This window comes from Mesorhizobium sp. P2_D1 (genome assembly GCF_056404455.1).
The window spans coordinates 21,805-33,679 of record NZ_JBFUDZ010000002.1; the positions used below are offsets into that span (position 1 = coordinate 21,805).

The window sequence follows — 11,875 nt, forward strand, 5'->3', positions numbered from 1 at the left end:
AGTTATATCAAATAGTTGTACGAAGTAGGCACCCCGATCACCAACTGTGTCGGAGGCCCAGCGTTCACACGTCCTGCACGCACCGTCAACAGAAACGAACCGTTCGGTTCGATTTTAGCGGCAGCTAATAGTCACTTTTCGATACCTTTGACCTTTTTTGCTTCCTGGCAAGGGGTCGGATTCGGCTAGATTGGAGCCGGCTATGGTTACCCAAGAGAAAGGCTTCCGCTTCGCGATCGCCGACCGGAACGTTTCGCAAGCGTGTCGCGCCGCATGGATACGATGTCGTTTTCATGCCGATGACGCGCCCGCGATCGTGATTAGATCATGTCATCTCAGGTGCCGCTTCGTGACGACGAGGCGGAGAATTGGGAAGCCGGTCAGAATCCGGCGCTGCCCCCGCAACGGTGGTGGAGTTCAAGTCGCAACGGGAGACCACTGGGCAAACGCCTGGGAAGGTGTCGCGATGGTCCGCAAGGACAACTCCAGAGCCCGGAAACCAGCCCGAGATGTCTAGACTCGACTGATCGCGGTGGGCGGTCAAGAGGCGGATAGTGCATGTCCGGCGCATCGCCGGCCTGCGTCCAATCCTTCCTCCGTCACCACCAGTTCAGTCCTTAGAAACGAGGACAGGACATGGATGCTCGCAACGACATGCTGAGGCTCTTGAGTGGCCGGCGGCAAGGCTTTTCACTGGAACAGCCCTTCTACACCGATCCAGACTATTTCAAGCTCGACATGGAGCTGATCTGGTATCGCGACTGGCTGTTCATCGGTCATGATTGCGAGCTGCCGAAGCCGGGCAGCTACATCACGGCGCAGATTGGCGACTATCCAGTCGTGCTTGTCCGCGACCAGAAGGGCAATATCAACGCCTTCCACAATTCCTGCCGCCATCGCGGCAGCCGCGTCTGCAATTCCGACAAAGGCACGGCGGCAAAGCTGGTCTGCCCCTATCACCAATGGACCTACGAGCTGGACGGAAGGCTCTTGTTTGCCAGGCAGATGGCCGACAGTTTCGACAAGAGCCAGTTCGGCTTGAAGCCAGTCGCCTGCCAAAGCGTCGGTGGCTACATTTTCATCTGCCTTGCCAAGGAGCCGGCGGATTTCGCACCGATGCGCGCAATGATCGAGCCCTACCTTTTGCCGCACCGGCTGCGCGAAGCCAAGGTGGCGTTCGAGTCGACCACTGTCGAGAAGGGCAACTGGAAGCTGGTCTGGGAAAACAACCGCGAGTGCTATCATTGCGCCGGCAATCATCCGGAGCTCTGCAAGACGTTTCCAGAGGCACCCACGGTGACCGGCGTGCAAGGCGCCGACAGCGACCCGGAAATGCTTGCGCACTGGGCGAAATGCGAAGCGGCCGGCCTGCCGAGCAAATTCCGCATCGACCCGGCCGGACAGTACCGCGCCACCCGCGCGCCGCTGCTGCGCGATGCCGTCAGCTACACGATGACGGGAAAGCGTGCAGTCAAGAAGAACCTGTCCGACGGCGTTTCAACCGACCGCATCGGCTCCTTGCTGCTCTATCACTATCCGACGACCTGGAACCACATTCTGGGCGACCACGCCGTCACCTTCCGGGTGTTGCCGATCAGCGCCACGGAGACCGCGGTGACGACCAAATGGCTGGTTCACAAGGATGCGGTCGAAGGCGTCGATTACGATCTCGACGAACTCACACACGTCTGGACCGAGACGAACGACCAGGACCGGCGGATCGTCGAGGAAAACGCCTTCGGCATCCTGTCGCCCGCCTACGAGCCCGGCCCATATTCGGAGCTGCATGAGGGTGGCGTCATCCAGTTCGTCGAGTGGTACGCGTCGTTCATCGGCCCGCGCCTTGCCGAAGGCGGCCGGCCGGCGCTGCGCAGCGTTGCCTAGTGCATGTCGCCCAAAAGTGCGCAGCGGTTTTGGGATCTCGACATGCACAGGGCAAGAGTGAGGACAAGAGGATGAATGCGATGACGGATCTCGGCCTCTATCGCCATCTCGACCAGATGACGCCCTGGAACGACCGGCTCCAGGTACTGGAGGTGATCGGCGTCAGCGACGAAGCGCCTGATGTGAAGACCTTCACCTTCCGCTCCGACAACCAGACCTGGTTCCGCTACAAGCCCGGTCAGTTCGTGACGCTGGAACTGCCGACCGCCGATGGGCCGCTGATGCGCACCTATACGCTGTCGTCTTCGCCATCGCGGCCGTTCTCGATCGCGGTGACGATCAAGGCTCAAGCGGGCAGCATCGGCACACGCTGGATGTTCGACCATCTGACGCCGGGCTCGCACGTCAAGGCCTATGGGCCGACAGGCGACTTTTCGCTGCACAGCCACCCGGCCGCCAAGTACCTGTTCATTTCAGCCGGCTCGGGCGTGACGCCGATGATGTCGATGCTGCGCTGGCTGAACGACTGCGCGCCATGGACCGATGTCGGCTTCGTCAATTGCGCGCGGCGCCCGGAAGAGATCATTTTCCGCAAGGAACTCGAACTGCTCGGCAGCCGCATGCCGGGCCTGTCGCTCGGCTTCATGATCGAGGAGCGGTCCAGCCGCGAGGGCTGGTTCGGCCATATGGGCCGCATCGACGCGATCCGGCTGCCCTTGCTGGCGCCCGATTTCCGCGAGCGTGAAATCTTCTGCTGCGGCCCCGATCCCTTCATGCGCGCCGTGCGCGGCATGCTGGACGCCGCCGGCTTCGACATGACGAAATACCATCAGGAGAGCTTTGCGGCGCCTGTCGTGGAGGAGATCCCGGCACCGTTCACCTCGCCGGCGGAAGACGGCGCCGCGATTGTCGTCGAAGCCGCGACGCCGATCCGGTTTTCGCTCTCGGATGTCGAGGCCGAATGCGTCGCCGGCCAGACCGTGCTGCAGACGGCTCGCGCCTCGGGCGTGCGGATTCCCGCCGCCTGCGAGTTCGGCCTCTGCGGAACCTGCAAGGTGAAGAAGGTCGCGGGCGATGTCGAGATGAGCCACAATGGTGGCATCCTCGATCACGAAATCGACGACGGCTTTATCCTCGCCTGCTGCTCGAAGCCGCTTTCGGCGCTCGAAATCGAGGCGTGACCGGCGGGCGATGCCAGGCCTCAGAACGACGGCTACGGGAAAACCTCTCGAAGTGCCGTGTCCGTTCAAACTCCGTAACGCTCGGTGCGGATGATCTCCGCTGCAACGCCGGCATCGATCAGTGCTTGGGCGGCGGCCGAAACGAAGGCGTTGGAGCCGCAGACGAAGGCGATATCAGGCGGTCCGGGCAGGTGCGCCATGGATTGCACCATCATGGCAACGTCCACCCGCCGCGAATAGTCGGCTGGGCGGCGTGCGGCTTCGCGCGTCAGGGTCAGCACCAGGTCGAAGCCGTCCTTGCGATCGTCGAGGGCAACCAGTTCGTCACGAAAGATCACTTCGTCCCAGACCCGCGCTGAAAAGACCAGGGCGACGGGCACGCTCGAATTGCGCCGGGCGCGATGACGGACCATCGCCATCAAGGGTACGACGCCCGAACCACCCCCGACCAGCAAAACCGGCCCGCCATCGACATCGGGCCAGATGAAATGCCCGCCGAGCGGCCCGCGCAGCTCGACCTCGTCGCCAATTGCTGCGACGTCGTGGAAAAAGGGCGAGACCTCGCCATCGTCGAGTTTTTCGATCGCCAGTTCGATCACCCCGCCATCTCCGGGCGCGGAGGCAATGGAATAGGAGCGGCGCGCCTGATAGCCGTCCGGCGCCGTCAGCCTGACGTCGACATGCTGACCGGCCAGATAGGCGAAAGGCCGTGACAGTTGGAAAAAGAAGCTGGCGACACGCGGCGTGCGCTTTTCGATACGAACGATCCTGACTGTCTGCCAGGGCGATTGCACTGCCGCAGCGTCGCTCATGGATCGTTCGTGTAGCGCTGCTCGCGCCAAGGGTCGCCATAGATATGATAGCCGCGCAATTCCCAGAAACCCGGCTCATCGCGCTCGGTGAACTGCAAGCCGTTCAGCCATTTGGCCGATTTCCAGAAATAGAGATGTGGCACGAGCAGCCGCGCCGGGCCGCCATGGTCAGGCGTGATCGGCTTGCCTTCGTAAAGCAGCGCCACCATCGCCTTGCCGGCGGTGAGGTCCTTGGTCGGCACGTTGGTGGAATAGCCGTCGAAGGAATGCGCCAGCGTGAAGGCGGTCGGCGGCTCGATGCCGGCATCGGCGAGGATGTCGTCAACAAGCACGCCTTGCCATGGCGTGTCGAATTTTGTCCATGCGGTCACGCAATGGATGTCGCGCGTCATCTTGGTCAAGGGCAGCGCGTTGAACTCGGCCCAGTTCCATTTCTTGATCGGCCGCGGCCCATGCTTCAGCGTGAACGACCAGTCCTCGGTGCGCACCCGCGGCGTCGGGCCGGCTGACAGGACCGGAAATCCCTGCTCGAGATATTGCCCGGGCGGGATGCGCGCATCGCCGTCGATCGGCGGGCGCCGTCCTGAAGAAAACCCTCGGGTGACCATCGCGGCAATCCCCCTGCATCAGGCCACTATCGGCCTTATGCAATGTTCTCGAAGATGACGGGGCGGGCAACCGAAATCTTGATGGACAGGATCGGCGGGCCGGCGTCGCCGCGCCCGCCGATCGCTGCCTTCACGTCAGGGCCCCGGCGTCAGCCATTGGCAAACGGCACCGCGACATAGATCTGGCTGCCCTCGCGCTCGACCAGCAGAAGCACCGATTTGCGGCCGGACTTGCCGGCTTGGGCGATCGCCTGCGTCACTTGCCTGGCGGTTTTCACCGGCGCCTGATTGACGGCAACGATGATGTCGCCGGGCTGGATGCCCGAGGCCGAGGCCGGTTTGTCGGGATTGACGCTTGCGACCAGGGCGCCATGCTGATTGGCCGCCAGGTTCAACTCCTGGCGGACATCAGGGGTGATGTCCATCAGGCCAAGCCCGATTGCCGGGACGCGCGAGCCCTGCTCGGTACTCGGCGCGCCGGACCCATCGGTCACGGATGCGGTCTTCACATCGTCGCCGTTGAGCCCGACGTCGACGGAAATATCCATGGCCTTGCCCTTGCGCCAGATATCCAGCGTCTCCCTGGCGCCCGGCGCGACATCGGCGACGGCCCGCGACAGGTCCTTGGGATCCTTCACATCCTGTCCGGCAAAGCTGGTGATGACGTCGCCGGTCTCGACGCCGGCCTTGGCAGCCGGCGAACCTTCATTGACCTGCGAAACCAGCGCGCCGCCAGGATGGTCGAGCCCGATGGCGCTAGCCACATCCGGCGTCACCGGCTGTATCTCGACACCGAGGTAGCCGTACTGGATGGAGCCGTCCTTCATCAGCTTGGCGACCACCTTCTGGGCCTGGTCGGACGGGATGGCGAAGCCGACGCCGACACTGCCGCCATTGGGTGAATAGATCGCCGTGTTGATGCCGACGACATTGCCGCTGACATCGACCAGCGGGCCGCCGGAATTGCCATGATTGATCGGCGCGTCGATCTGAATGAAGTCGTCGAACGGCCCGCTGTGCAGATCGCGGCCGCGCGCTGACACAATGCCCGCCGTGACCGTGGTGCCGATGCCGAACGGATTGCCGATTGCCAGCACCTGGTCGCCGGTCATCAGCCTGTCGGAATCGCCCCATTTGACGGTCGGCAAGGGCTTGTCGGATTTGATCTTGAGCACGGCGAGATCGTTCTTGGCATCGCGGCCGACGAGCTTGGCGGGAAGCTCGGTGCCGTCGTCGAGCGTTACCTTGATGGAAGAGGCGCCATCGACGACGTGATTGTTGGTGACGATGGTGCCATCGGCAGCGACGATGAAGCCCGAACCGAGCGCTTCGGCACGCGGAGCCTGCTGCGGCGGGGCCTGTGGAGCGGGTATGCCCTGGTCGCCGAAGAACTGGCGGAAATACTCGTCGAACGGCGAGTTGCCGAGAGGCATGCCGTCGTCCGCGCTTTCCGGCTGTGCCTTCATGACGGTGGTAACTGTCACCACCGCGGGCTTGTCGGCGGCCACGATGGGAGCGAACGAGCCGTTGGGTGCAGAGATGCCGGCGACAGGTGTCTGGGTTGTCGGAACGGCGTTGCTCGCACTTTGAGCGAAAGAGATGACAAAGGGAGATATGATTAGCGCAGCGCCCAGCGAGGCCGCGACGCGATGTCTGCGAATGATATCTGACATGGTCGTTTGTCCGGGCGAGAGTTGATCCTGCGCTGTGGCCGCCTCTCTTGGAAACTGGCCATCCCGCGTGTCGAGGGTCGCGATTGCCCGTCTCGCCTTGCATGGCAGCCGACCGGATCGACAGCCCTGCATCTAGGGTGCCGATTGGCCCGATTTAGGGTTTTCAGGCGACCTTACGAAGATTTAATTTCCAGACGGCGGCCGGTCACAATGTCGTGGGGTGGCGGCAAGGCGGCCTCCCAGCCCCGCGGAGGGATCAGATCGCGTCGGTTCGCCCGAGATATGCCGTGGCGATGTCGTGCATGCGCTTGCCGTCGAAGCTCGGTCCGTGGCCGCCATGGCCGATGCGGATCGGGATGTCGAGCAGACGCTGCATCGTGCGGCGATAGGCTGTTCGATCGGAGTCCGGCAGGTCGTCGATCAACGTGTCGTCGTAGATGGCGTCGCCGCTGAAGAACAGGCCATCGGCCTCGTCGAGCAGCGCGATCGAATCCGGCGAATGTCCGGGCAGGTGCAGCACGCGAAACTGACGGTCGCCGAGATCGATCACGTCGCCCTCGTCAAGGGTTCGCGTCAATGGCGCTGACGGGATCCTGTAATCGGCTGCCTTCCAGCCCGGCGCGGGCAGTTTCGAGACAGCACCTTCGAGGTCGTGGAACATGTAAGCATAGGTCGCGGCGTCATCCATGGTCTCGAACTGCGCGGCACTCATCCTTGGTCCGGCCCGCAACGGGAACTCGTGCAGCGAGCCGACATGGTCGAGATGGATATGGGTTGCGACGACCAGCAGCGGCTTGCCGTCGGACAACTCGATCTCCGGCGCCAACGGACAGATGCCCATGCCGGTGTCGACCAGCAGATCGACATCGCGGCCGCGCAGATGCCAGATGTTGGCGCGCACGTATTCGTGCACGAACGGCTCGGTCAGCATCGTCGTCTTCTCGTCGACGATGCTCTTGCTGAACCAGCCCGGCATCAATTGTGAGCCCGGCATCACGTGTGAGCCCGGCATCACGTATGAGCCGGCATCAGACGAACGGCTTCCCGACCTTGTATTTTTCCGGCACCAGCCGCTTGAGATAGGCCATGCCGGCCTCGGACAGCTGATTGACATCGGGCTTCATGAAATCGTCGGGCATATGGCGGGTCTTGCCGGCGACGTTCTTCAGCGGCACCTTCTTCAGCACCGTTTTGGCGCCGTCATATTGCAGTGCCACCGAGCCGCCGCCCTGTTCGGCGACGCTGACGGCGAAGGCGCCTGCATCGAATGCCTCCTGCGCATCGACCGCGCTGATAGCCCCGATATAGCCGCGCGGCATGTAGCCGAGTGCATCGACGCGGGCCCGCTTGCCGGGCAGGCCTTCGGCCAGCGCGCGCTCGAGTGCGGCCGGCAGGTCGCTGCCCGACAGCTTGACGTTGCCGTGCGCGTCGCGCTCGAGCTTCTCCGGCGGCACCAGGCTTTCGACTAGCGCCTTGCCATCGGCGGTGCTGACACCTTCCGACACGGCGACGATACAGCGCTTGTGGCGGTCGAGCGTGGCGCGCACGTCGTCGATGAACCCGGCCGCGGAGAATGGGCGCTCCGGCACGTAGACGAGGTGTGGGCCGCTGTCGGGGTCGAGTTGCCAGGCCGCGGCAGCGGCCGTGAGGAAGCCGGCGTGACGGCCCATGACGATGCCGACATAGATGCCGGGCAGAGCGCGGAAATCGAGGTCGACGGACAGGAAGGCGCCAGCGACGAACTCGGCCGCCGAGATGAAGCCCGGCGTGTGATCGTTCTCCTCGAGATCATTGTCGATGGTTTTCGGTGCATGGACGAAAGCGATCGTGCCGCCGGCGGCGTCGGTCAGGATCTGCTGCGTGCCGGACGTGTCATTGCCGCCGATGTAGATGAAGGCGTCGGCGCCGGCCTTCTTCAGCCCGCTCAGGATAACCTCGCAATAGGCGGCGTCCGGCTTGTCGCGAGTCGAGCCAAGGGCCGCACTTGGCGTGCCGGCGATCAGCCGCAGCCGGTCTTCCGGGATGGCGGAGAGGTCAACATAGTTGCCGTCACGAATGCCGCGCACGCCGTGAATGGAGCCGAGCACCTTGGCGCCGGGATGCCGCTTGCGGATCTCCAACGTCGCCCCGACCACTGTCTGGTTGATGACGGCGGTCGGGCCGCCGCCCTGCGCGATAACGAAAGTTCCGGCCATTCCTGACGTCTCCCGAGCGATGAAATTCGCAGGCACATTCGCCTGTCTTTCGCCATCGCGCAACGGGAGAACCAGAGCATGATCCCGAAAAGCATGCCCCCGGCCCGAGGGTGGGAACCGGCTTTCGCCAGAGATCATGCTCGAACAGAAAGAGAAGCGGCCGCACCGGCGGCCGGCAGAGTCACATGACGACGACCGGGTTTTTCTTGGAGACGCGGCTGTAGAGGTCGATGATGTCCTGGTTGATCAGGCGCACGCAGCCCGACGACATCGCCTGGCCGATGCTCCACCATTCGGGCGAACCGTGGATGCGATAGCCGGTGTCCTTGCCATCCTGATAGATATAGAGCGCCCGGGCGCCAAGCGGGTTGGTGAGGCCGCCGGGCTGGCCGGACTGCCATTTCACCAGCTCCGGCTTGCGGGCAATCATTTCGGGCGGCGGCGTCCAGGTCGGCCATTCCCTGCCGTACTGGATGTTGGCGCGGCCGGACCAGCGGAAGCCGTCCTTGCCAATGCCGACTCCGTAGCGGATGGCTTCACCGCCCGGCTGGACGAGATAGAGCATGCGCTCCTGCAGGTGGACGACGATGGTGCCGGGCGCCTCGCCGGTCGTGTCGACGACGATCTGGCGGCGGAATTCCGGCTTGACCTTCAGATAGGGCACTTCCGGCACGTTGAAGCCGCCATCGGTCAGCCCCGCATACATCAGGTCGGGGCTGGTGATGTGCTTGTCAACGCTGATGCTCGGCCGGATCGGCACTGAGCCGGTGACCGTATCGTCGAGATCCAGCATCGGCAGACCGCCGCCCGAGGTCGAGCAGCCGGCAGCGCTGAGCAGAGCCAATGCCCCTGCGCCGGACAGGATGGTGCGACGGGAAAGATGATGATCGGTTTCGATTGCGTCGCCGTTTCGCGGCGGCGTCAGACCTTGCGGCAACTCACGCATATACCCAAACCCTACGCTGTCGGCGGGAAGCACGGTCCGGCCGGATGAAACGCATTTTCATCATTCATGGTTGATAAAGCGTGAAGGCCTTGCGCAGCCTGCGTTTGCGCGCTGCCTTGCTGGCGTTCGAGCCGCCGCCCGACCGCCGACCGAAGGGCTGCTGCACAAAAAGGTCTCCGTCAGGTCATATTCCCGGCGCCGGCGCTTCCTACCCCTGCAGGCGGCTACCGAGGGGGATCCATGTGCAAGACCTTAAAAACCGACATCAAGCTTTTTGCCGCGGCCATTGCCGCAGCAGCAATCGTTCTCGGTGCCGATGTCAGCCTGGCCGATATCGTGAACACGCTGAGTGGCGCGAACTGACACCGACCTGCCGTTGGCGAAATTAGGAAATCACCCTTTACATTCTCCCGCCGCCAAGGATTTATCCTCTTCTTTACGCTCAAAGGAGACGAGCATGTCCTTCGAAAACTGGGCCGCCTTCACTGCCGCATCGACGATCCTTCTCATCATTCCAGGTCCGACCATCCTTCTGGTCGTGTCCTACGCGCTGGGCCAAGGCTGGCGTACCGCCTTGCCGATGGCGGTCGGCGTGGCGCTCGGCGACTTCACCGCCATGACGCTGTCGATGCTGGGCATCGGCGCGCTGCTGGCCGCTTCGGCGACCGTCTTCACCGTCCTGAAGCTGATCGGCGCCGGCTATCTGATCTATCTCGGCGTGAAACTGTTTCGCGCCGGCGGCGCGCTGAAAGCCGAACCGCGCACCGACGTGGTGTCCTCGGCCAAGATGATGGCGCATGCCTGGCTGGTCACCGCGCTCAACCCGAAAAGCATCACCTTCTTCGTCGCCTTCCTGCCGCAGTTCCTCGACCGGCATACCGATTTCTGGACGCAGATGCTGATCTTCGAGACGACCTTCCTGGCGCTCGCCTTCGCCAATGCTTTCGGCTATGCGCTGATCGCGGCGCGCGCACGCAACGTTGTGCGCAATCCCAAGGCGATCCGCATCTTCAACCGCACCGGCGGCACGCTGCTGGTCGGCGCCGGCATCGCCACGGTGGCGATGCGTTCGGGCAATTAGGGACAATGGAGAATTTCGGCTTCACCGTTTGACGCTGAAGCCGAGATTGCCTTGGAAAATGTACCGGTTGGCGAGTCTGTGGCCCATGCTTTAGGATCGCCTTGGGCCGAAGGATCGAGGCTCATCGCAAGCCGATCAAAGGACATTGCATGGCCATCAGGGACGCATTGGATCTAACACTTTCGGGCGCAACGGAGGCGGGGTTCACGCCCTACAGCCAGGCCATGCGTGAACTGCTGTGCTTCATCGGCGATCCCGTCGCCTCCATCGACCGTGCCATATCGGCGGATCCCAGTTTCGTCATGGCGCATGTCTTCAAAGGCTATCTCTTCGGCCTCGCCACCGAGCGTGACGCGACGGCGGTAGCCAGGGCTTGCCACGAGGCGGCGCTGCCGCTTGCCGCGACGACGCGCGAAGAGGCGCATGTCTTAGCCCTCGGCCACCTCGCCAACGGGCGCTGGCATGACGCCGCCAGGGTTCTCGAGGATATCGCCATCGAGACCCCGCTCGACGCGCTGGCGCTGCAGGTCGGGCACCAGATCGACTTCTTCACAGGCAATGCGCGCATGTTGCGTGACCGCATCGCCCGCGCTTTGCCGTCCTGGCGGAGCGATATGCCCGGTTATCATGGCATTCTCGGCATGCAGGCCTTCGGGCTGGAGGAAATGGGCGACTACACCAGGGCCGAAAAGCTTGGCCGCGCGGCGGTCGAGATCGAGCCGCGCGACGGCTGGGCGCAGCATGCGGTCGCGCATGTCATGGAAATGCAAAGCCGGCAAAGGGACGGCATCGCCTGGATGCGCGCCAATCCCGAGGCCTGGACAAGGGAGAGCTTCCTGCAGGTGCACAATTGGTGGCACCTGGCGCTGTTCCACTACGATCTCGGTGAGACCGACCAGGTGCTGGCGCTCTATGATGGACCGATCTATGGCACGCCATCGGCTATGGCGCTGAACATGGTCGATGCGTCGGCGATCCTGTGGCGGCTGCATCTCGGCGGCATCGATGTCGGTGACCGCTGGACGGCGCTCGCCGCCAATTGGCCCAAGGCAGGCGCCGGCGATTATGCCTTCAACGATGCGCATGCGATGATGGCCTTCGTTGGCGCCGGGCTCGGCACCCCAGCGCGGACCTTGCTCGAGGCGCAGCGCGAGGCGATGCATGGCAGCGGCGACAACGTCGCCTTCACGCGGGATGTCGGCCATCCGCTGACGCTGGCAATCAAGGCATTCGGCGAGGCCAACTACACCGAGACCGTGCAGCTGATACGGCCGATCCGGGCGATCGCCAACCGCTTCGGCGGCAGCCACGCACAGCGCGACGTCATCGACCTGACGCTGATCGAAGCGGCATTGCGGGCCGGCGACGGCGCGCTCGCCAGGGCGCTCACGGCCGAGCGTTCGATGGCGCGGCCGGACAGTCCGCTGTCAGTGCTGCTTTCGCGGCGCGCCGCCGATTTGTCAGAGAATTGACCCGAAGCGGATCTTGTCTTAAA

At 63.6% G+C, this 11,875-nt stretch carries 11 protein-coding genes and 1 riboswitch; of the genes, 5 read left to right on the forward strand and 6 right to left on the reverse strand.

Annotation, left to right across the window (positions count from 1 at the left end; all coding sequences use genetic code 11):
* Positions 1 to 320 precede the first annotated feature (320 nt).
* A riboswitch (cobalamin riboswitch) is annotated at positions 321 to 522 on the forward strand.
* A 114-nt stretch (positions 523 to 636) separates the two neighbouring features.
* Positions 637 to 1,884, forward strand: coding sequence for an aromatic ring-hydroxylating oxygenase subunit alpha (locus AC1D0I_RS02620; RefSeq protein WP_477392866.1), 1,248 nt, complete (start codon positions 637 to 639; stop codon positions 1,882 to 1,884).
* An 80-nt stretch (positions 1,885 to 1,964) separates the two neighbouring features.
* On the forward strand, positions 1,965 to 3,065 hold the full coding sequence (locus tag AC1D0I_RS02625) for an FAD-binding oxidoreductase (protein WP_477225570.1): 1,101 nt from the start codon (positions 1,965 to 1,967) through the stop codon (positions 3,063 to 3,065).
* Between the two features lie 65 nt (positions 3,066 to 3,130).
* On the opposite strand, the gene AC1D0I_RS02630 is transcribed toward AC1D0I_RS02625, so the two are convergent.
* From AC1D0I_RS02630 to AC1D0I_RS02655, 6 genes are all read right to left on the reverse strand, one after another.
* Positions 3,131 to 3,877: a ferredoxin reductase gene (locus tag AC1D0I_RS02630; RefSeq protein WP_477392868.1), complete on the reverse strand. Its 747-nt coding sequence runs from the start codon at positions 3,875 to 3,877 to the stop codon at positions 3,131 to 3,133.
* A complete protein-coding gene (locus AC1D0I_RS02635; protein ID WP_457151074.1) occupies positions 3,874 to 4,485 on the reverse strand; it encodes a sulfite oxidase-like oxidoreductase in 612 nt (203 codons plus the stop codon). The genes AC1D0I_RS02630 and AC1D0I_RS02635 overlap by 4 nt, the downstream gene beginning before the upstream one ends.
* Positions 4,486 to 4,634: 149 nt before the next feature.
* The gene (locus AC1D0I_RS02640; protein ID WP_477302440.1) at positions 4,635 to 6,158 is read right to left on the reverse strand and encodes a DegQ family serine endoprotease; all 1,524 of its coding nucleotides are present in this window, start codon (positions 6,156 to 6,158) and stop codon (positions 4,635 to 4,637) included.
* 256 nt (positions 6,159 to 6,414) lie between these two features.
* Positions 6,415 to 7,134 (reverse strand): MBL fold metallo-hydrolase, encoded by a 720-nt coding sequence (locus tag AC1D0I_RS02645; RefSeq protein ID WP_477393239.1) that lies wholly within the window; start codon positions 7,132 to 7,134, stop codon positions 6,415 to 6,417.
* A 52-nt stretch (positions 7,135 to 7,186) separates the two neighbouring features.
* Positions 7,187 to 8,353 carry a diphosphate--fructose-6-phosphate 1-phosphotransferase gene (locus tag AC1D0I_RS02650; RefSeq protein WP_477392870.1) on the reverse strand — a complete coding sequence of 389 codons (1,167 nt, stop codon included), beginning with the start codon at positions 8,351 to 8,353 and terminating at the stop codon, positions 7,187 to 7,189.
* 181 nt (positions 8,354 to 8,534) lie between these two features.
* On the reverse strand, positions 8,535 to 9,299 hold the full coding sequence (locus tag AC1D0I_RS02655) for a L,D-transpeptidase (protein WP_477392872.1): 765 nt from the start codon (positions 9,297 to 9,299) through the stop codon (positions 8,535 to 8,537).
* A 240-nt stretch (positions 9,300 to 9,539) separates the two neighbouring features.
* Here AC1D0I_RS02655 and AC1D0I_RS02660 point away from each other — a divergent pair, with 240 nt between their 5' ends.
* From AC1D0I_RS02660 to AC1D0I_RS02670, 3 genes are all read left to right on the forward strand, one after another.
* The gene (locus AC1D0I_RS02660; RefSeq protein WP_477225128.1) at positions 9,540 to 9,662 is read left to right on the forward strand and encodes a hypothetical protein; all 123 of its coding nucleotides are present in this window, start codon (positions 9,540 to 9,542) and stop codon (positions 9,660 to 9,662) included.
* Between the two features lie 94 nt (positions 9,663 to 9,756).
* A complete protein-coding gene (locus tag AC1D0I_RS02665; RefSeq protein ID WP_477392874.1) occupies positions 9,757 to 10,380 on the forward strand; it encodes a LysE family translocator in 624 nt (207 codons plus the stop codon).
* 149 nt (positions 10,381 to 10,529) lie between these two features.
* Positions 10,530 to 11,852 carry a tetratricopeptide repeat protein gene (locus AC1D0I_RS02670; protein WP_477392876.1) on the forward strand — a complete coding sequence of 441 codons (1,323 nt, stop codon included), beginning with the start codon at positions 10,530 to 10,532 and terminating at the stop codon, positions 11,850 to 11,852.
* The last annotated feature ends 23 nt before the right edge of the window (positions 11,853 to 11,875 follow it).

Bases quoted from the DNA above. Each gene is read 5' to 3' on its own strand.
- AC1D0I_RS02650 (WP_477392870.1), bottom strand. From the start codon at position 8,353: ATGGCCGGAACTTTCGTTATCGCGCAGGGCGGCGGCCCGACCGCCGTC.
- AC1D0I_RS02665 (WP_477392874.1), top strand. From the start codon at position 9,757: ATGTCCTTCGAAAACTGGGCCGCCTTCACTGCCGCATCGACGATCCTT.
- AC1D0I_RS02620 (WP_477392866.1), top strand. From the start codon at position 637: ATGGATGCTCGCAACGACATGCTGAGGCTCTTGAGTGGCCGGCGGCAA.
- AC1D0I_RS02660 (WP_477225128.1), top strand. From the start codon at position 9,540: ATGTGCAAGACCTTAAAAACCGACATCAAGCTTTTTGCCGCGGCCATT.
- AC1D0I_RS02655 (WP_477392872.1), bottom strand. From the start codon at position 9,299: ATGCGTGAGTTGCCGCAAGGTCTGACGCCGCCGCGAAACGGCGACGCA.
- AC1D0I_RS02635 (WP_457151074.1), bottom strand. From the start codon at position 4,485: ATGGTCACCCGAGGGTTTTCTTCAGGACGGCGCCCGCCGATCGACGGC.
- AC1D0I_RS02640 (WP_477302440.1), bottom strand. From the start codon at position 6,158: ATGTCAGATATCATTCGCAGACATCGCGTCGCGGCCTCGCTGGGCGCT.
- AC1D0I_RS02625 (WP_477225570.1), top strand. From the start codon at position 1,965: ATGACGGATCTCGGCCTCTATCGCCATCTCGACCAGATGACGCCCTGG.
- AC1D0I_RS02670 (WP_477392876.1), top strand. From the start codon at position 10,530: ATGGCCATCAGGGACGCATTGGATCTAACACTTTCGGGCGCAACGGAG.
- AC1D0I_RS02645 (WP_477393239.1), bottom strand. From the start codon at position 7,134: ATGCCGGGCTGGTTCAGCAAGAGCATCGTCGACGAGAAGACGACGATG.
- AC1D0I_RS02630 (WP_477392868.1), bottom strand. From the start codon at position 3,877: ATGAGCGACGCTGCGGCAGTGCAATCGCCCTGGCAGACAGTCAGGATC.